The sequence below is a fragment of the Streptomyces sp. NPDC087270 genome (assembly GCF_044744625.1).
GTDB lineage: Bacteria > Actinomycetota > Actinomycetes > Streptomycetales > Streptomycetaceae > Actinacidiphila.
On the sequence record NZ_JBIUYR010000008.1, the window covers coordinates 267,956 to 288,465 of the forward strand.

Here is a 20,510-nt window from a genome sequence, read left to right on the forward strand (position 1 = left end):
CGACGCGTGAAGGACTAAAGATGAATTGGCGGGGAATAATGGACCGCCGCAAACAGCGGGTCTTCACCTACGGGACCGTAGGAAATGGCGTTCCTTCGGCCCGATGTCCCTGTGCCGGTGCGGCTCGCACGATCGGGGAAGCGGTGCCGCGACCGGTTACCGTGGCCGGGCGCTGCGAACGGAAAGGAAAATGGGGGCTGTTGCAAGGCGGGGAGGATTCCCTATAGTCGCTGCGGTAACGAGTGACATGCACACTGCATCGGGAGTCACCGCTTTGAGCATTAAGCCGGTGAAGCGCTCACCTCGCCGCGACGGGCCGCCGATGCCCGACGGGCAGGTGGAGTTGGCCGAGCCGCCGGTACTGGGTGAACCCGCCGGCGTGGACTTCGGTTCCGCGCTGCTGTACCTGCCGATGGGGCTGGGTGCCGGTGCGATGGTGCTCATGTTCAGCGTCCGCAGCATGGGCCCGACCACCTACATGATGTCCGGGATGATGGGCGTCGCCATGATCAGCATGACGCTGACCCAGGTGGGCCGCAGCAGCTCGGAGCGCCGCCGCCGGATGAAGGCCGAACGCCGCGACTACCTGCGGTACCTGGCGCAGCGTCGGCGCCAGGCCCGGACCGCCGCGGCCGAGCAGCGCGCCGCCCTGCTGTGGGACAACCCCGACCCGCGCGCGCTGTGGGCGTTCGCGATGGGGCCGCGGCTGTGGGAACGCCGCCCCAGCCACGAGGACTTCGGCCGGGTCCGGATCGGCATGGGCATCCGCCGCGCCGAACTGGTCTTCCTGCCGCCGCAGACCAAGCCCGTCGAGGACCTCGAACCGCTCACCGCGATCTCGCTGCGCCGCTTCACCAAGGCCCACCAGACCGTTCCCGACCTGCCCATCCCGGTGGCGCTGCGCCGCTTCACCCGGGTGGAGTTCGCCGGCGACGGCCAGGAGGCGCTGGCCCTGATGCGGGCGATGGTCGCCCAACTCGCCGTGCTGCACGCCCCCGACGAGCTGCGCGTCGCGGTGCTCGGCAACCCGGCCGCCCGCGCCGAGTGGGACTGGGTCAAGTGGCTGCCGCACAACGCCCACCCCGACGAGCAGGACGACGCCGGCGCGCTCCGGCTGGCCGCCGGCGACCACGACGAGCTGATGGCGCTGCTGGGCCCCGAGGTGCGCGACCGCCCCGACCACGACCCGGACGCCTCCCCGAACGTCACCGAGCCCTACCTGGTGGTCATCGCCCAGGGTGCCCATCTGCCGGACGGCTCACGGCTGTTGGGGGAGGGGATGCGCAACACCCTGCTGCTCGACGCCACCGGCGCCCTGCGCGGCGGCGACGACGTCCTGCGGCTGACCGTCCGCGACGGCACCGTCAGCTTCCCGGCCGGCGACGACGCCTCCGCGTCCGCGACCGCCGACGCGCTCAGCGCCACCGCCGCCGAGACCCTCGCCCGGGGCCTGGCGCCGCTGCGCACCGGCGGCAGCGTGGACCTGACCGAACGCCCGCTGGAGTCCGACTTCGACCTGACGTCCCTGCTGAGCATCCGCGACCCCCGCACCTTCGACGTGGCCGCCAAGTGGCGCCCCCGGCAGACCCAGTCGGCCCGGCTGCGCGTTCCGCTCGGCGTCACCGACGAGGGCGAGGTCGTCGAACTGGACCTCAAGGAGTCCGCGCAGGGCGGCATGGGCCCGCACGGCCTGCTGATCGGCGCCACCGGCTCCGGCAAGAGCGAACTGCTGCGCACCCTGGTGATGGGACTGGCCGCCACCCACTCCTCCGAGGTCCTCAACCTCGTGCTGGTGGACTTCAAGGGCGGCGCGACCTTCCTCAACATGGACCGGCTGCCGCACACCTCGGCCGTCATCACCAACCTCGCCGACGAGATCCACCTGGTGGACCGGATGCGGGACTCCATCAACGGCGAGATGATCCGCCGCCAGGAACTCCTGCGCGAGTCCGGCCACTCCTCGCTCTTCGACTACGAGAAGGCGCGTGTCGCGGGCGCCACCCTCGCCCCGCTTCCCTCGCTGCTCATCATCGTCGACGAGTTCTCCGAACTGCTCGCCAGCAAGCCGGAGTTCGTCGACCTGTTCGTCTCCGTCGGCCGGCTCGGCCGAAGCCTGGGCGTCCACCTGCTGCTCGCCTCGCAGCGGCTGGACGAGAGCCGTATCCACAAGGTCGAGGGCCACCTGTCCTACCGGCTGGCCCTGCGCACCTTCTCCTCGATGGAGTCCCGCAGCGTCATCGGCGTCTCGCACGCCTACGAGCTGCCGTCGGCACCCGGCAACGGCTACCTGAAGGTCGACACCACCAACCTGGTCCGCTTCAAGGCCGCCTACGTCTCCGGCCCGGCCCCCGAACCCGCCGCCGAGAACGACCCGGCCCAGCAGCAGCGCGCCGCCCAGGAGGTCACCGTCTTCGGGCTCGACCGCAGCGGCGAACTGCTCTCCGCGCGCGCCGAGGAGACCGCGGCGCTCGCCGAGGCGGCCCGGGCCGCGCAGGCGGCCCGCGGCGCGGCCGCCACCATCGGCCCCGACGGTGAACCCCTCAGCGAGGAGAGTCTGTTGGAGGTGCTCGTCGGCCGGCTGGAGGACGCCGGCCCGCCGGCCCGCCAGGTGTGGCTGCCGCCGCTGGACTCCTCCGTCAGCCTCGACCAGGTGCTGCCCGCCATCGTGCCGGACCCCGACCGGGGCATGAGCGCGGCCGACTACCCCCGGCTCGCCTCGCTGCGCTTCCCGCTCGGCATGGTGGACAAGCCCTACGAGCAGTCCCGCGACCTGCTCACCGCGGACCTGTCCGGCGCCGACGGGCACATCGGCCTGGTCGGCGCGCCGCGCACCGGCAAGTCCACGATGCTGCGCACCTTGATGCTGTCCCTCGCGCTGACCCACACCCCGCAGGAGATCCAGTTCTACTGCCTGGACTTCGGCGGCGGCGGCCTGGTGTCCACCTCCGGGCTCCCGCACGTCGGATCGGTCGCCACCCGGCTCGACCGGGACCGGGTACAGCGCACCGTCGCCGAACTGACCCAGCTCCTGGAGCGTCGCGAGGCCGAGTTCGGCGCGCGCGGACTGGAGTCCATGGCCGGCTACCGCGCGCAGCGCGCCACCGGCGAACTGGACGACCCGTACGGCGACGTGTTCCTCGTCGTGGACGGCTGGGGCACGCTGCGGCAGGACTACGAGGACATCGAACCGCGCGTCATCGACCTGGCCGCCCGCGGACTGTCCTTCGGCATCCACGTCATCGGCTCCGCGGTGCGCTGGTCGGAGTTCCGGCCGCGGCTGCGGGACCTGCTGGGCACCAAGTTCGAACTGCGGCTCGGCGACACGCTGGAGTCCGAGGTCGGCGCGCGGGCCGCGGCGGCCGTGCCGCACCAGCCCGGCCGCGGCCTGACCTCCGCCGGCCACCACTTCCTGGCGGCACTGCCCCGGCTGGACAGCTCCCCGCACACCGAGGACCTCACCGCGGCGACCAAGGAGGCCGTCGCGGAGATCGACACCTTCTGGACCGGCCGCCCCGCGCCCGGCGTGCGGCTGCTGCCCGGCCGGCTGTCGACCGCCCAACTCCCGCCGGCCGAGGGCGACCTGCGGGTCTGCCTGGGCTGGGACGAGCAGCGCCTGGAACCCGCCTGGCACGACTTCTCCGTCAACCCGCACCTGATGGTGTTCGGCGACAACGAGACCGGCAAGACCAACATGCTGCGGCTGATGGTCGCCGCCATCACCTCCCGCTACACCCCCGAGGAAGCCCGCATCATGGTCGCCGACCCCGGCCGCGGCCTGCTCACCGCGGTCCCCGAGGCGTACCGGGTCGGCTACGTCGTGGACAGCGACGCGCTCGGCCAACTGGCCGCCAGCGCCGCGGTGTCGGTCGGCAAACGGGTGCCCGGCGCCGACATCTCGCCGGAGAACCTGGCCCGCCGCGACTGGTGGAGCGGCCCGCTGCTGTTCGTGCTCATCGACGACTTCGACCTGTTCTCCGGCGCACCGGGCTCGCCGTCCCCGATGACGCCCCTGGTGCCGCTGCTGGCCCAGGCCCCGCACATCGGACTCCACCTGGTCCTGTCCCGCAGCACCTCGGGCGCGATGCGGGCGATGATGGACCCGGTGCTGCGGCGCCTGTGGGAGCTGGGCAACCCGGCCCTGCTCTTCTCCTACCCCAAGGAGGAGGGCAAGTTCATCGGCGAGGCGAAGCCGCGCACCCTGCCGCCCGGCCGCGCCCAGCTCGTCACCCGGCGCTCGGTCAAGCTCATGCAGACCGGACTGGTGGCCGCGGAATGAGCCGATCCCGTCCCGCCGCCGCCGAGTTCCACGCCGCCACCGGACGTACGACCGGTCAACGTACGACGGGCGAACGTACGGCCGCTGCCCGTGCGATCACCGTTCGCGCGATCACCGTCCGTACGACCGGCGCCCGAACCACCGCTGCCCGTACCACCGTTGGGCGCGCCGGCGGCGGCCGTACCGCCGCCGCGCGCGACCGAGCCCCCCACCGCACAGGAGCGACCCGATGACCACTGCCTCCGTGGTTCCCGGAGCCGGGACCGGCACCGAGGTGTGCCGGATGACCGTCGTCGGCCCCGGCGGACAGGCCGACCTCGCGATCCCGGTCACGCTGCCGGTGTCGGCGCTGCTGCCCGTCCTCGTCGAGCACGTGGTCTCCGACGTGCGCGACCGCGGCGCGCCGTGGGCGCTGCAACGCCTCGGCGAGGCACCGCTCGACCCGGACGGCACCCCCGCCGGACTCGGCCTGCGGCACGGCGACGTGCTCCACCTGCGCCCGGCCGACGACCCGCTGCCCACCCTGCACTTCGACGACGTCGCCGACGGCGTCGCGCACGTCGTCGGCTCGCTGCCCGGCCGCTGGCGGCCCGAGCTGACCCGCGCGCTGTCCCTGACCATGGCCGCCCTGGCCGTCGTCATGCTCGCGCTGGCCCTGCTGAGCGCCGGCCCCGGCGACTTCGCGGGGGCCGGCGCGGGCATCGCCGCGGTGCTGTTCGCCGCGGCCTGCGCCACCGGCGCCCGGCTGGCCGCCGACCGGGCCGCGGTGGTGACCGCGGGAATCGCGGCGATGGCCATGGGCGGACTGGCCGGACTCGCCTTCCGCGCCGGCCCGCACGGCGGCTTCGACCCCGGCGTGCCGGGCCTGCTGGTCGCCGCCGGCTGCGTCACCGCCGTCGCCGTCGCGCTGGTCGCCCTGCGCGCCATGCCGTTCCTGCTGCCCGGCACCGCGGTCGTCGTCGCCGCGGCCGCGGCCGCCGCCATCGGGCTGCGCGCCGCCTTCGACTGGCGGGCCGGCCAGGCCGTCGCCGTGGTCGGGGTCGGACTGTTCGTCCTCGGCCACTTCGCCCCCCGGCTCTCGCTGCGCGTCGCCCGGCTGCGGGTACCCCAACTCCCGCACAACGCGGAAGAGTTGCAGGAGGACGTCGACCCCGAGCCGCAGGAGCGGGTGGAGCGCCGGGTACGGGCCGCCACCTCCTACCTGGACGCGCTCAGCCTCGGGTTCTCGCTCGCCTTCGCCGTCGTCTTCTGGTTCATGATCCGCGAACACGGCTGGATCGGCTGGGCGTTGCCGCTCGTCCTCGGCGCCGCGGTGCTGCTGCGCGCCCGCGGCCTGGCCGGCACCCTCCAGCGGGTGCCCACCGTCATCGCCGGCGGCGTCGGCCTGGCCCTGCTGCTCCTGCAGCAGTGGACCACCGGCGGCCCCGGCGAGCGCGGCATCGCCGCCGCGCTCCTGGTGCTCACCGCCGTCGCCCTGCTGGCCGGCGCCTGGCGGCTGCCCTCCAGCCGCCTGCTGCCGGTCTGGGGCCACAGCGGCGACATCACCGAGATGCTCGTCGCGATGTCGCTGCTGCCCCTGCTCCTCCAACTCCTGCACGTCTACTCGCATGTGCGCGGACTGACGAGCTGACGGACCGGAACCGAGAGGAGGACCCCCATGCAGACCCGACGGGACCACGTCCAGGCGTACCAGTTCGCCGTCGGCCGGCTGGCCACCGCACTCGTCAGCGGCGACCCCGGCCGCGGCGACAGCCCCACCCGCCGCGCCTCGCTCGGCACCTTCTTCGGCGTGGGCATCGTCATCCTGCTGTGCGTGGGCTTCGGCGTCTACGGCCTGATCGCGCCGGCCCCCGACCACTCCTGGCGCGCCTCGGGCGCGTACATCGTGGAGAAGGAGACCGGCAACCGCTACCTGTACGTCGACGGCGAGCTGCGCCCGGTCCGCAACTACTCCTCGGTGCTGCTGCTCGCCCGCAACCCCACCGCGCACACCGTCTCCCGCCAGGACCTCGAAGGCATCCCGCACGGCACCGCGGTCGGCATCCCCGGCGCGCCCGACGAGGTCCCCGCCCCCTCCCAGGTGATCGGCGACGCCTGGACCCGCTGCCTGCGGCCGCAGTTCGCCGGCGGGCAGAGCATCGACTTCAGCCCCGCCGGCCGGACCACGGCCTTCCCCGCCGACCGGCAGACGCTGCTCGTCGCCGCCGACGGCACCCGCTACCTGCTGTGGAAGGGCACCAAGTACCGCGTCCCGGACCAGGCGACGCTGGTCGCGCTCGGCCTGGACACCGACCAGCCGACCGCCGCCCCCGGCGACTGGCTCGCCGCGGTGCCCACCGGCCGCGCGCTGACCGCGGTCCGCCCCGCCGGACAGGGCAAGCCCGCCGGCACGGTCGCCGGACACGCCGTCACCGTCGGCCAGCTGTTCACCACCACCACCACGGCCGGCGAGCGGCACTACTACGTGATGACCCGCGGCGGGGTGTCCCGTACCAACGCCACCGAGTCCGCGCTGCTGGCCGCCGAGCCGCACGTTCCCCCACCCCTCCAGGTGCCCTCCTCCGCGCTGGCCGCCGTCCGCCTCACCGACGACCCCGAGATGGCCGGCGCGCTGCCGGACGTGGCCGGCGCCCCCGCGGTGTCCGCCGACGGCCAGACGGTGTGCCTGGCCCAGCACGTCGACGGCAGCGCCCTGGGCACGCAGGTCGTCCTCGAACGCGGGGACGCCGCCACCGGCAGCCGCGCCGTCCTCGTCCCGCCCGGCCACGGCCTGGTGGTCAGCAGCCGCGAGCAGACGCTCAGGAAGGCCACCCACCCCAGGACCTACCTCGTCACCGACGACGGCACCGCCTACCGGCTGGCGAGCGACGACGTCACCGCCGCCCTCGGACTGTCGGGACTGGTCTCCCTGCTCCCCGACGACATGATCGCCCTGCTGCCGACCGGCCCCCTCCTGACCATGCCCGGCTCGACGAGCGCGGGAGGCGGCCGTGTTTAAGGGCATCCGCGCGCTGCTGCCGCCCGGCCCCTCGCTCCAGTGCCGCGCCGTCGGCGACGCCCTGCTGATCCAGCCCAAGGGCAGGACCGACCAGTCCGCCTGGCGGTTCGCCAACGCCCTGGCCCACGACGACCAGCACACCGTCGTGGTCGTGGACGTCCCCGGCGTCGCCCCCGACACCGCTGCCGACGCGATGGCCCGGGCACTGGCCGACAGCACCGGCAGCCTGCGCCTGGTCTTCGGCAGCGGCACCTCCGCGGAGATCCGCAGGGCCGGGCAGCGGATCGCCGAGGAACTCGGCACGGTCGTGGTGGTCCCCGACGGCGAGGTGCTGCCCACCGCGGGCGGCGGCCTCTACATCCCCGGCGGCCACGGCTCCGGCTGGCTGCGGCTGCGGCCCGGCCGCCCCTTCGAACACGACTCCATGGGATTCCCCAAGCCCCGCTGGCAGTTCTCGATGATGGACCGGCCCTGGGTGACCAGCCCGTACGCCGTCGTCGAGCCGCTGCCCTGCGGAGTGTGGGTGCGCGGCGCGCTGCCGGACGCGGCGGAGGACAACCGCCGCCGGCTCTTCGGCCGCCTCGCCATCGACCCCGACGTCATGACCGTCGTCCTGGGCTGCCCCGGCGGCCCGGCGGTACCGCTGGCGGACGTCGTACGGTTCTGGGACACCGTGATGCCGACGACCCGCTCGCGCATCCGCTTCGTGCACTTCGGCCCCGTCGCCCTGCCCCAGGAGGGCGAGGCGCTCGGCCAGCAGCTCGCCGACGCGCTGGAGCACCAGGTCGTCCTCTACACCGGCATGACCGACGACGACCGCGCGCCGTCCGACCCGGCCGGCCCCTCCGACCAGTCGGGCACCTCGCCGAACGGTGCCGCGCCGGACGGTGCCGCGCCGGACGGCGCCGAACGCACCGGCGGGCGCTCCGCCTTCGTCCGCGAACTCCTCTACAGCCCGCGCGGCACCGAAGGCGCGCCGCCGCCCGCACTGGTCGGAGTGCGCGAACCGCTGCCCGGCTTCCCACCGGTCGCCCCCGGTGTCTACGAGTACGCCTTCGACGCCGTGCTGGAGGTCGTCCAGAGCGGGCTGTGGATGCGCCCGCACACCGAACCCGACGACGGCGACGACGTCCGCAGGATCGCCGCCGCCCCCGGCGACCGGCTCTTCCTCTACCACCGCGGCTCCCCGGACATGGCCGCGCGCATGCGGGCGCTGGCCGAGGACGCGCTGTGGCGGCTCGGCGCCGACGCCCGCGGCGACTTCGTCCTGCGGCCCGCCGACGACCCGGCCGTCGACACCGGCGCCTGGTACGCCGAGCCGATCGCCGTGTCCGACCCGCACGAAGCGGTGACGGCGGCGATCCCGCCGACCACCCGGCCCGCCGGCAGCGCGCCCTGGGCGGCGCCTGGCACGGCGGCAACCGGTGCGGAGGGCAGTGCGGTTGATAACGTTGTCGGGGGTGGCGGCGGGCTCGGGGGCGGGGTAGGGGTCGGGGCCGGGGTCGGCGAGAGCGTTCCTGGGGCTGTGGCGAACGGGTCCGCCGCGGGTCCGGCCGCCGAGCCGCGGCACGCTCCGGTCGCTCCGGCCACTCCCTTCCAGGCGGAGGTGTGGGCGTCCGCTGCCGAGGATCTGTCCGCACCTGCGTCCGTACCCGCACCCGCACCCGTGTCCGCCTCCGTGTCCCGGTCCGTCGCCGAGGAGCCGTCGAGTCCGCGGCCGTTGAGCGGCCTGACCGCCGAACTCGCCCTGCCCGACGGCTGGGTCACCTCGACCGCCACCGGGTCGGCCACGGCCGAGGCGGCGATCCCGGCGATGCCCTCCGCGCCTCCCGTCGCGGCGGGCCCCGAGGCGACGGTGACGGCCGGGGCCGCCGCGACCTCTTCGGGTGCCGCAACCGCCGACGGGGCTCTTCAGACGGCCACTTCCGTGTCGGCTGACCCAACGGGCAATGGGGTCGCGGGCGTTGGGGCTCCGCAGCAGGCTGCCGCTGCTCCCGTTCCTACGGTCACGCGGCCGGAAGCTTCGGTGACGCCTCTGCTTGCGGGGCACACGGGTTCGGGCGTGGCGGGCGCCTCGGTGGGTGGAGTTGGTGGTGGCGGTTGGGGTGTGCCTGGGGGTGTGGGGGTTTCGCGTTCCGGTGCGACGGAGTCGGGGTCGGGTGCGCACGCGGGGGTTGGTGCGGATTCGGAGCGTGGGTCGCTTGCGGGTGGGGGTGCTGGGCCCGAGGGGTTTGCGGGCGGGGCTGCTGGTGCTGTCGCGGTTCCGCGGTCGTCGGGCTCGGAACAGGGGCCGCGTATGGAGGGGAGCGCTGGGCCCGAGGGGCCAGCCCACCCGGCCACCGGACCCGCCGCTGTACCGCCGGCACCGGTGCCGTTGCCGGACCCGTTGCCCGCTGCATCCGGGGCGGACGGTCACCCGTCGGTGCGCCGGCTCGCTCTTCCGCTGGCCCACCCGACCACGATCTTCCCGCCGTCGAGCGACAGCCCGGCGCTCGCCGCCGCCGGACCCATGCCTCCGGCGATGCCCTCGGCGACGCAGCCGGCGCCGGCCCCGCGGCACGCACCCGTCCCCCCTGTAGCGCCCTCGACTTCCGGTGCGCTGCCCGCGCCTGGCGCCGCACCCGTGCCCCCGGCCTCGGGCCCGTCCGTGAGTACGTCCCGGGGCGCAGTGCCCGCGCCGGGAGCCGCGCCCGGGTTCGTACCGCCGCCGGAGCCCACCCCGCCGGGTACACCAACTGCCGTGCTGCCAGGTGCTGCTGGGTCCCCTCCGGTGGCGCCGGAGGCCGCGGCACCTGTGCCGGTCGCTTCGAACGTCGGTGGGTCGGGGTCGTCAGCGCCTGTGCCGTCACGTGCGTCAACTGCGTTGCCGCCGACCGCTGCCGGCCCGGAGTCCCGGGTGGCGCCGTCGGTGCCGCCCGCCGCGGCACCCGTGCCGTCCGCTCCCTACGCCGGTGAGCCCACGCCGGGGTCCGCCGTACCGCCTGGGACGTCAACCGCTCTGCCACCAGCCGCTGCTGGGCTGCCCCCGCGGCCCGGGGCGACTGGACCGGGCGCCGTGCCTCCATCCGTGGCGGCGCCTTTGCCGCCGGGGTTGCCGCAGCCCGTGTCCGGTGCGCCGTCGCGGGTCCCGGCGGCGCCGGGAGCATCGCAGCCCGCGGGGACCGCGCCGTCCACCTCGGGCGCGCCGACTCCGCAGCCGTCGGGCGCCGTTGGGCCCGCACTCGTACCGCCGCCTGCCGCGCCGCCGCCTGCCGCGCCGCCGCCTGCCGCGCCGCGGCCGGTCGGGCTGCGGTTGGAGTCCGCTGGGGTGTACCCGGCGGCTCCGGTGGTGGCCGAACCCCCGCCCGCCGTCAGCGAGTTGGCGCCGCGGGTGACCGTCGCGGCCGCCCCCGTACAACCGCCCGCCGCGCAGGCGCCCGTGGGGGTTCGCGTGCAGCCCGTGCCGAAGGGGGCCGCGTGTGCGGTGCCGCCGGAGCGGGGGATCGAGCGGGAGCGGGACTGGGTGCGCAAGACGTTCCGGGCGCAGTACGACGTGGCCGCGGGAACGGTGGCGCGGGTGATGTCGGAGGTGCCCGGGCTGCGCAGCGCGAGCCGGGAGAAGGCGTCGGACGCGCTGATCGACCTGGTCGCGGTGCGCCTGTACCTGACCGGGAACAGCGCGGGTGTGGACGAGTCCGTGCGGTCCGCGCGGGTCGGGCCGCATGTGCCGCTGGCGCGCTGCGTGGCCTCGGGGCTGCGCAGGCTGCCGTCGTACCGGGGCGCGGCCGTGCTGGGCGCGGAGCTGACCGACGCGGAACGGGACTGGTACCGGGACGGGCGGCTGGTGACGGAGTGGTCGTTCTGCCCGGCGTTCGCGCTGCCGACGGCGGACCTTCCGGCGGAGCCGCGGTTCGTGATCTGGTCGATGACCGCGCGGCGCACCGGCCTGCTGGACGCCGCGGTGCCCGACCGGGTGGTGTTCCTGCCCGGCACGACGTTCAAGGTGCTGCGCCCGGCCGGCACCGCGGGCGACCCGGTCCTGATCCGGGAGATGGCGGCGACCGAGATCGGCGCGGACGGACGGGTGAAGCCCGGGCGCTCGGCGCTGGACGACCTCGCCCTGGAGAGCCTGGAGCGAGCCGCCGCCGCGCTGGCGAAGGCAACGGCGAGTACGCCGGCGGGAGCATCGGCGAAGTCTCCGGCCGAGGCGGGCCGGGCCCCGGGGCCGCGGACCCCGCAGCCGCAGACCCCGCCCGGCCTGATGGCCACCGCGCCCCGGCCGCGCGCCGGGGCCGGCCCGCACGCACCCGCGCAGGGCGCGACTCACGAGGGAGCGACGCTGTGAACCGGCAAGTGCTAGTGGTCTCCCCGGACCGGCCGGGCGCGTACCGGTCGCTGACCGAGGCGCTCGCGGACGCCGCGGAGGGCGCGCTGATCACGGTGGGCCCCGGCCGCTACGAGGAGGCCCTGCACCTGGTGCGCACGGTCACCCTGGCCGCCGACGGCGCCGGCGGCACGGCCCAGGTGCACGCCCCCGCCGGCAGCACCGTCGTCGTGGACGCGGAGGCCGTGCAGATCTCCGGGCTGCTGCTCAGCGGCGCCGACCCGGAGGCGCCGGTGCTCGACGTGCGCCGCGGGCAGGCCGCGCTGGACGGCTGCCGGGTGGCGGGTCAGGCGTGGACGGCGGTGCTGGCGTGGGACGCGGGCACGGTGGCGCTGCGCGACTGCCAGGTCACCAACTCCCGTGGCGCCGGAGTGGTGTTGACGTCCGGTGGCGGCAACGTCGTGGAGCGGACCACCATCTCCGAGGCCGGCTCGTCGGCCGTGGTCGTCGCCGAGCAGGGCCGGCTCACGCTGCGCTCGTCCACCCTGGACCGCGCCGCGGGCAACGGCCTGTGCGTCAACGGCCGCGGCGCCGTCGTCGTCGAGGCCACCCGGATCACCGGCAGCGGCAAGCCCGCGCTCGCCGTCGAGCAGGACGGTCGGGCCGAGTTGAGCCGCGTGGAGGTGACCGGCAGCGCCGGCCTGGACGCGTACCTCGCCAGCACCGCCGACGTCACCTTGGCCGACTGCGTGTTCACCGGGTCCCGGGGCGAGTCGGTGTACATCAAGGAGTGCGCGCCCGTCCTGCGCGACTGCGTGATCACCGGAGCGGCCCAGGTCGCCCTGCACGCGGCGGACGGCGCCCGGCCGGTGCTGGAGCGCTGCCGGATCGACGACACCCCGGTGGGCGTGCTCACGGAGGACGGCGCCGAGGTCACCGCGACCGAACTGGCCGTGCGGAACGCCGCGACGGCCGCGGTGCGGCTGGGCGGCGGCGCGGCCCGGCTGACCCGGCTGTCGGTCGCCGACGGAGGCCCCGCGGTGCAGGCGCTCGGCGGCGCCCGGCTGGACGTCGACGAGGCCGACGCCACCGCGAGCGGGACCGTGGGCATCGAGTTGGGGCAGGGAGTACGGGCCCGGCTGTCCGAGGTGCGGCTGCGCGTGGGCGGCGGCTGCGCGCTCGCCCTGGCGGACTCCGCCCACGCCGAACTGGACGGCTCGACCGTCGAGGGGGGCGGCGTCGTCATCGGCGCGGACAGCGAACTGACGGCCCGGGACAGCGAGTTCAGCGGCTCCGACGGCGACGGCCTGCGGGTCGCAGGCGGCACGCTCACCGCCGTCGGCTGCCGGGTGCACGGCGCTCGCGGTCACGGCGTGCACCTCGCCGCCGCCTCCCGCGCGGAGCTGAGCAACTGCACCGTCTTCGACAACACCGGCGAGGGCATCCGCTCGGAGACCGCCGAGCCGGTCGGCGTCCACGACTGCGAGGTGCGCGACAACTCCGGTGCGGGCGGACGCCGTTCGGCCGCCGGGCGCGGTGGCGGCAGCGGACCGGACGCGGGCGGCAAGGAGCTGACGGCCACGTCGGCCGCCGGCGGCGGCGCCGCGGGCCCGGGTCCGGCCGTGACGGCCACCGGCGGCACGGGCGCCGGCCCGCTCGCCGAACTCCAGTCGCTGGTCGGCCTGGAGAGCGTCAAGCGCGAGGTCACCGGCCTGATCGACCTCAACAAGATGACCAAGCGGCGGATGGAGATGGGCCTGCCCATGCCGCCGATGAGCCGGCACCTGGTCTTCGCCGGCCCGCCCGGCACCGGCAAGACCACGGTGGCCCGCCTCTACGGCGCGGTGCTGGCCGAGTTGGGCATCCTGCGGCAGGGCCACATCGTGGAGGTGGCCCGCGCCGACCTGGTCGCGCAGATCATCGGCGGCACCGCCATCAAGACCACCGAGGTCTTCATCAAGGCACTCGGCGGCGTGCTCTTCATCGACGAGGCATACACCCTGACCAACCAGTCCCGCGGCTCGGGACCGGACTTCGGCCAGGAAGCCGTCGAGACGCTGATGAAGCTGATGGAGGACCACCGCGACGAGATCGTGGTCATCGTCGCCGGCTACTCGGCGCAGATGGACCAGTTCCTCGCCTCCAACCCCGGCATGGCGTCCCGCTTCGCGCGGACCATCGAGTTCCCCAACTACGAACCGGACGAACTCGTCACCATCGTGCGGGGGTTGTGCGGCAAGCACTACTACGAACTCGACGACGGCGCCCTGGAGGCGCTGAACCGCTACTTCGTGGACGTGCCCAAGGGCGACACCTTCGGCAACGGCCGGGTGGCCCGCAAGATCTTCGAGGAGATGATCGGCCGCCAGGCCACCCGGCTGTCCGCCCAACCCCACCAGGACGACAGCGCGTTGAGCGTCCTGACCGGCGAGGACGTGACCGAGCTGCCCGGCACCCCGACCGCCGCCGACAGCGACCCCGAACTGCCCGAGCTGCCCGGACTGCGCCGGCTGGCCGCCATCACCGGCCTGGACACCGCCCGTTCGGCGCTGCGCACCCGGCTGCGCGCCCTGTCGGCCGCGCAGCAGCGGCCCGGCACGCGCCCCGAACCGCTGTCCGCCCGGGCCAACGTCGTGCTCGAAGGCCCGCCCGGCAGCGGCCGCCGCGCCCTCGCCGCGCTCTACGGGCGCTGCCTGGCCGAGCTGGGGCTGCTGCCCACCGGCGCCACCCGGCACATCCGGCTCTCCTCGCTGCCCGCCCGCTGGGCCGAACAGCCCCTGCTGCGGCTGGCGTCGGCGCTGGAGGAGAACGCCGGCGGGGTGCTCGTACTGGAGTGGACCGAGGCGTTCGAGCAGCGCAGCCCGCAGTCCCGCGAGGCCGTGCTCAACGCGCTCGCCCGGATCGTCACCGTGCCCGGCGACACCGTGCTGGCGCTCATCGGCACCCCCGAGCACCTGATCGGCCTGATGCGCGAACGCACCGACGTCGCCCAGGGGTTCGCCGAATACGCCCGCCTGGAGCCGTACACCCCGGAGCAGACCGTGGAACTGGTGCGGCGCCGGCTGCGCGGCTACGGCTTCCAGATGGACGAGGACGTCGCCCAGGCACTGGCCGAGACCTTCGCCCGCTCGCCCGAACAAGCCGGCGCCTACCGCGCGCACCGGCTCGCCGAGAGCCTCGCCGCGAGCGCGCGGGCGCGCACCGTCACCCCGGCCGACCTGCCCCGCCAGGCCCCCGAGCAGGCGGCGGTGCTCGCCCCGGACGAGAGCGCCCGGGACGAGAGCGCCCCGCCCCCGGCCGCGCCCCCCGAACCCCCCGAACCCCCCGAACCCCCCGAACCCCCGTACCAGCGGCCGGAACCGCTGGCCCGGCTGTGAGCTTCCGGCCCGCCGTGACCACGAGCGGCACCCGCGGCGGACCGGGACGGAAGAGCAGACGCACACCGACGAGAGGACAGCCCGACCATGGCACTGACATCAGTCGAACTGCAGGGAATGACCGCCGCCCAGGGCACCTTCCAGACCGCCCTCGACGACGGCGCCACCTCCTACGCCCAGATGGCCGGCCAGATCGACGGCCTGCGCGGGAGCTGGACCGGTGACGCCTCGACGATCTACGGCAACGCCATGCAGGCGTGGCTGGACGACTTCAACAAGGTGAACCAGGCGCTGCGGACGATGCTGGAGAAGCTCCAGCAGAACACGCAGGTCTACGCCAACACCCACGAGGAGACCCAGCAGACCGCCCACACGGTCGCCCAGAACATCGCCTCCGGCGTCACCAGCCTCCCGGGCTTCTGACCCGCACCGGCCGCACCGCACCACCGCCCGTTCCCCCTCTTTCCTCCAAGGAGCCCCCCGTGGCGACGTACACCGTCCAGATGGAGCAGGTCGACGTCATCGTCGGCGAGATGAACGCCATCACGCAGCGGATCAACCAGGCCCTGGCCGACCTCGACAACCAGGCCAGGATCAACCTGAGCGAGTGGACCAGCGACGCGCAGGCCACCTACGCCGAGGTCAAGGCGCAGTGGGACGCCGCTGCCGCGGACATGACCCAGAAGGCCGCCCTGGCCACCCAGCAGCTCGGCAACATCAACGAGTACTACTCCCTGGGCGAGCGCGCAGGCGTCCAACTCTGGGGCTGACCCGCCATGACCTACGGAACCCTCGACGGCACCCTGCCCCCGTCGCCCCCGGCGCCGAAGCACACCGCCCAGGCGTACGACGGCGGTACGACGCTGCCGGCCGGGCAGGGCACGTACAGCAACGACACGCCGTTCACCCCGCCGTCGGTGCCGGGCGGCACCGACGGCGGCAAGGGGACGAGCGTGGACACCCCGTCGATGGACGTGTTCGCTGACAACATCGACAAGCTCATCGCGCCCACGCAGGCCGCCGCGAAGAAGCTGGACCCGGTCAGCACGGCTCCGGGCGCCTTCTACCACGCCGACCAGATCCGCTCGAAGGTCAACGGGCTCAATGCCGACTCCGGGCTGAAGGCCCAGTACGGCAAGGTCCTGGCGGATCTGGTGCAGGGGCTCGGCGACCTGCGGGACGGAGTCAGGCAACTGGCGTCGCGCTACTCCACGTTGGAGGACGCCAACAAGATGACGTCCCAGGATCTGCAGACCGCCATGCAGTCGGCGGACGGCGACTTCTCCGTCCTGCTGACCGACTCGGGCGGGGCGTCGTCCGGCGGGGGCGCGTAACCGCGCGCGGCAGCAGCCGCGTTCACCGTACGCGGTGGCTCACGCGGCAGCACACGCGTCACCCAGCGGATGGCACGGCGGGTCGAGGACGACAGGTCGTGCGTAAGTGTGCTGTCCGGCGGGGCGGTTCGGATCACCGGACGCCCCGCCGGCCAGGACCGGCGACCAGCGACGGCGCAATGACGGAGGACTTGCTCACATGGGCACCGACTACGACAGCAACGGATTCTCGCAGGGCGACGACGGCGCCATCTACGGCGACCCGTCCGACACCGGCCAGATCTCCGACTACGACAGTTGGGACTGGAAGCAGATCGAGGCCGCGATCCGTGGCATGTCCGCCGGCACGGACGACCCCGACAACGTCGACCGTGCCGCGGCCGTCGCGTCGCCGCAGAGCCTCCAGGACGCGGCGAACGTCTTCTACCACGTCCAGGTGGTGCTGTCGGGCGTCGCCCAGGCCCTCCAGGACCAGGCCAAGGCGCTCGCCGGTGACGACGGCCCGTGGAAGGGCGACGCCGCCGACGCCTTCTACGACATGATGAGCACCTTCTCCAAACAGGTCGCCGCGACCGCCGACGTGCTGTCCGGCGGCCAGACCGCCGACGGCGGCAGCGGTTCGGGCAACTCCGTCCCGCAGCAGCTCGCGGACAACTCCGTCAACCTCCTCAACGCGCAGAACAAGATCGGCGAGATCGACGCCTGGTACGCCAACCAGGCCACGCTGATGGGCGTCACGCCGATGAGCAACGGCCTGATCCCGGTGAGCAAGAAGCCCGAACTGGTCAAGATGCTCAACCACGACATGCGCGCGGTGCTGAAGAGCCTGGCCGCCGACTACCAGGTCACCATCGACTCGGTCCGCCCGCCCGGCACCATCACCGGGCCCGCCGCGACCGACCCGCCGCCGGTCGACGAGCCGCCCGCGGACGCCCCGCCGGACGACTACCAGCCCGCCGACTACGCCCCGTCCGATCCCGCGGACCTGTCGAACTCCGATGGCGGCGGCCTCGACACGCTCGCGCCCGACGCCGCGCTGACCAGTGCCGCCGGATACGACCCCGCCCAGGACGCGATGCCCAGCCCGTACTCCGGCAGCCTGGACACCAACGGGCCCGGCTCCGGCCTCGGCGGGGACAGCGACCTGGGCGGGCAGGGCGGCCTGGGCGGCCTGGGACCGGACGGCGGCCTCGGCACGGACAACAGCACGCTGGACCCGAACACCTTCGACCGGATGCTCAACCCCACGGCGTTCAGCGGCGGAACGGGCGTCGACGGGAGCGGCGGCCTGGGCGGTGACACCGGCCTGGGCGGCGACAGCGGCCTGGGGAGCGACACCGGCCTCGGCGGCGACAGCGGCGGCCTCGGCGGCCTGCCCCTGGCGAACCCGTCCGCGTTCGGCGGCGGCACCGGACTGGGCGGCACCGGCACCCTGCCCGAGTCCGACCTCGCCGAGGACCCCAGCACCTGGAAGGACGGCGCGACCGCGGCCGACTTCCCCGGCGACACCGGCATCGGCGGGACCTCGGGCCTCGGCGACGGTTCCGGACTCGGCGACGGTTCCGGGCTCGGCGGCCTCGGCGACACCAAGGGCCTCTCGCCGTCCGCCTTCCCGGGCAGCACCACCACGGGCGGCTCGGCGCCCAACGCCGCCGACCTCGGCCTGGAGACGGACACTCCCGGCTTCTCCCCCTCCGCCTTCCCCGGCTCCACCGGCCTGTCCGCGAACGGCGGCGGCCTCACCGGCGGCACCAGAAGCGGGACGCCGTTCACGCCGGGGATGGGTGGGGGCGCGCAGTCGGCAGCGGGTGGGTTGGATCGTAGTGATGCGTCGGGGTTGTTGGAGGGGGATGCTGAGCCGTGGTCGGGGGATGCGGGGACGGCGGGGGAGGGGTTTTTGCCGTCGGGTGGTGTTCCGGTGGGTGCGGGTGGTGGGTTGGATCTGCCGGGGTTTGAGCCGTCGGAGTTTCCGGGTTCGTCGGGGTTGGGTGGTGCTGGTGGCGGGACGCCGTTCATGCCGGGGATGGGTGGGGGTGCGCAGTCGGCTGCGGGTGGGTTGGATCGTAGTGACGCGTCGGGGTTGTTGGAGGGGGACGGTGAGCCGTGGTCGGGGGATGTGGGGACGGCGGGGGAGGGGTTTTTGCCGTCGGGTGGTGTCCCGGTCGGTGCTGATGGTGGGTTGGATCTGCCCGAATCCGAGGCGGCGGCCTTCCCGGGTGCGTCGGAGTTGGGTGGCACCGGAGGCGGGACGCCGTTCATGCCGGGGATGGGTGGGGGTGCGCAGTCGGCTGCCGGTGGGGCGGACCGCAGCGACGCGTCGGGGTTGCTCGATCCGACAGCCGAGCCGTGGACCGGGGCGGACGACCCCGCGTCCGGTGAGGTCGCGGCGGCCGGGACCGTACCCGGCGGGCAGGAAGGGCTCGACCTGGCCGGCGCCCTGCCCGAGGAGCAGGAGACGGCCGCGCAGGGTGGAATGCCCGGGATGATGATGCCGGGGATGGGGGGAGCGCCGGGTGGGGCGGCGGGTCGGGAGGAGGGTGCGTCCTCCGACGCGTCGGGGCTGCTCGCGCCGAGCGCCGAGCCGTGGACGGAACCGGGAGTGCCGGTGGCCGAGGTGTCCGGATCGGCGCCGGCCGGTACCGGAGCGGCCACGCTGTCCGGGCTGCCGAACGGCACGGAGGCGGGTGTCGGAGCCGCGCCCGTACCGGCCGCGGCCGAGGAAAGCGGGGCCGACGGGACCACGGAAGGGTTCGCGGTGCCCGCCGCGGCCGAGGCGTCCGCCGTACCCGCGGCGACCCCGTTCCTGCCGATGGGCGGCATGAGCGCGGCCGGTGCTCCCGGCCGCCGGGACGAGGACGACCACGGCACCCTCGTGGAGCCGACCGGCGAGGCGTTCGCGGAACCGGCGGCCCCCGAGGCCCTGGCCGCCGACGCGCTGGCGGCCGGCGTCACCGCGCCGGCTGCCCCGGCCGTACCGGAGGGCCCGGCGCACGGCGGCGACCCGCAGTACGCGGCGTACGACGGGTACGACCCCTCGGGCGGCGGCGAACTCGGCGACCCGCTGGTGGTGTTGCGGCCGGCCGACGACGACCTGTCGGAGGAGGACACCGCGGCCTGGGGTGTGGCGGGAGCGTCGTTCGCACCGCTGCTGTGGGCGGCGCGGCCCGAGGAGGAGGCGGAGATCTCCGCGCCCGGGTACGCGACCGCCGACGAGGGGACCTGGGGCACGAGCCCCGGGGGCGCTCCGCGCGGGGCGGACGGTGCCGCGCAGGCGGAGGGCGAGGACCGGCCGCTGGCCACCTGGCGGCCCAACCGGCCCGCGGCGAACGGTGAGTCGGCGGTTCTCGCACCGGCCGAACAGCCGCTGTCCTGCGCACCCGCGTCCGCGGACGACGAGTGGGACGAGGAGGAACCGGAGGGGGCCCAGGACGAGTCCGCCGACGAGGAGCCCGCCGCGCGCGGCATCGCCGACCTGCTGGTGCAGGAGGGCGACACGTGGGGCTCGCCGCCGGTCGCCGACGGCCCGAACGGGGTGTTCTGAATGGCCCCCGCCGGGAGGAGCGCGCACGCGGCCCGGTGGGGTACGGAGCCGTACGACGGTGGTCGCCACCGCCACCGCCACCGCCACTGCCATCGAAACCGCCACCGCGACCGCGCGGCAACACGAGGGCGACGTGAGGAGAGGAAGCCGTGAGCACGCCGTACGACCGGGACATCGAAGGACTGCTGGAGCTCTACCGCAAGCAGCGGGAGGAGGCCGTCGAAACGCGGCGGCGGATCAACGAGGTGACGGGCACGGCGACCGCCCCGCGCCAGACGGTGAAGGTGACCGTGGGCGCGCAGGGCGACGTGACGGCCATCGACTTCCCGACCGGCGCCTATCACCGCATGGCGCCCAAGGAGCTGTCGGACGTCCTGCTGGCCACGATCCGCGAGGCGCGGGCCGAAGCCATGGAGAAGGTCGCGGAACTGACGTCGCTGGCGCTGCCGCCTGGCGTGACCGTGGGTGATCTGCTGCGCGGCGAGGTGGACCCGGCGGCGATCCTGCCCGACGACCCGCCCATGCCGGACGCGGTGCGGGACTACCTCGACAACGGCCGGCCTGAGGGAGCCGCGCGTCGCCCGTAGCCGCCACCCGTTCCGCCGCGCTCTGCCCCAACAGCCTTTCCACGTAGGTCCGTTCACGTCCGCTCGGGTCCATCCGCTCGGGTCCATCCGCCCA

Annotated in this window: 10 protein-coding genes; all 10 read left to right on the forward strand. The window is 74.7% G+C overall.

The features are described from left to right. The first annotated feature begins 289 nt into the window (after positions 1 to 289). The gene (gene eccCa / locus ACIPAE_RS18570) at positions 290 to 4,276 is read left to right on the forward strand and encodes a type VII secretion protein EccCa (protein WP_402446337.1); all 3,987 of its coding nucleotides are present in this window, start codon (positions 290 to 292) and stop codon (positions 4,274 to 4,276) included. A gap of 229 nt (positions 4,277 to 4,505) precedes the next feature. Continuing rightward, positions 4,506 to 5,906 (forward strand): type VII secretion integral membrane protein EccD, encoded by a 1,401-nt coding sequence (gene eccD, locus ACIPAE_RS18575; protein WP_402446340.1) that lies wholly within the window; start codon positions 4,506 to 4,508, stop codon positions 5,904 to 5,906. Between the two features lie 27 nt (positions 5,907 to 5,933). Beyond that, positions 5,934 to 7,274 carry a type VII secretion protein EccB gene (gene eccB / locus ACIPAE_RS18580; RefSeq protein WP_402446343.1) on the forward strand — a complete coding sequence of 447 codons (1,341 nt, stop codon included), beginning with the start codon at positions 5,934 to 5,936 and terminating at the stop codon, positions 7,272 to 7,274. Beyond that, positions 7,267 to 11,598 (forward strand): hypothetical protein, encoded by a 4,332-nt coding sequence (locus tag ACIPAE_RS18585; RefSeq protein ID WP_402446346.1) that lies wholly within the window; start codon positions 7,267 to 7,269, stop codon positions 11,596 to 11,598. The genes eccB and ACIPAE_RS18585 overlap by 8 nt, the downstream gene beginning before the upstream one ends. Continuing rightward, the gene (locus ACIPAE_RS18590; protein WP_402446349.1) at positions 11,595 to 14,954 is read left to right on the forward strand and encodes a right-handed parallel beta-helix repeat-containing protein; all 3,360 of its coding nucleotides are present in this window, start codon (positions 11,595 to 11,597) and stop codon (positions 14,952 to 14,954) included. Before ACIPAE_RS18585 ends, ACIPAE_RS18590 begins: the two co-directional genes overlap by 4 nt. 87 nt (positions 14,955 to 15,041) lie before the next feature. After that, positions 15,042 to 15,377, forward strand: a complete 336-nt coding sequence (locus ACIPAE_RS18595) for a WXG100 family type VII secretion target (protein WP_329361273.1) — start codon at positions 15,042 to 15,044, stop codon at positions 15,375 to 15,377. Between the two features lie 59 nt (positions 15,378 to 15,436). Next, entirely contained in the window at positions 15,437 to 15,724 is a 288-nt protein-coding gene (locus ACIPAE_RS18600) for a WXG100 family type VII secretion target (RefSeq protein WP_329361270.1), read from the forward strand. 6 nt (positions 15,725 to 15,730) lie between these two features. Beyond that, a complete protein-coding gene (locus ACIPAE_RS18605) occupies positions 15,731 to 16,288 on the forward strand; it encodes a hypothetical protein (protein WP_328473519.1) in 558 nt (185 codons plus the stop codon). Between the two features lie 199 nt (positions 16,289 to 16,487). Then, entirely contained in the window at positions 16,488 to 19,829 is a 3,342-nt protein-coding gene (locus ACIPAE_RS18610; RefSeq protein WP_402446353.1) for a hypothetical protein, read from the forward strand. A gap of 149 nt (positions 19,830 to 19,978) precedes the next feature. After that, complete coding sequence (locus ACIPAE_RS18615; RefSeq protein WP_366412001.1) at positions 19,979 to 20,416, forward strand: YbaB/EbfC family nucleoid-associated protein; 438 nt, start codon at positions 19,979 to 19,981, stop codon at positions 20,414 to 20,416. The last annotated feature ends 94 nt before the right edge of the window (positions 20,417 to 20,510 follow it).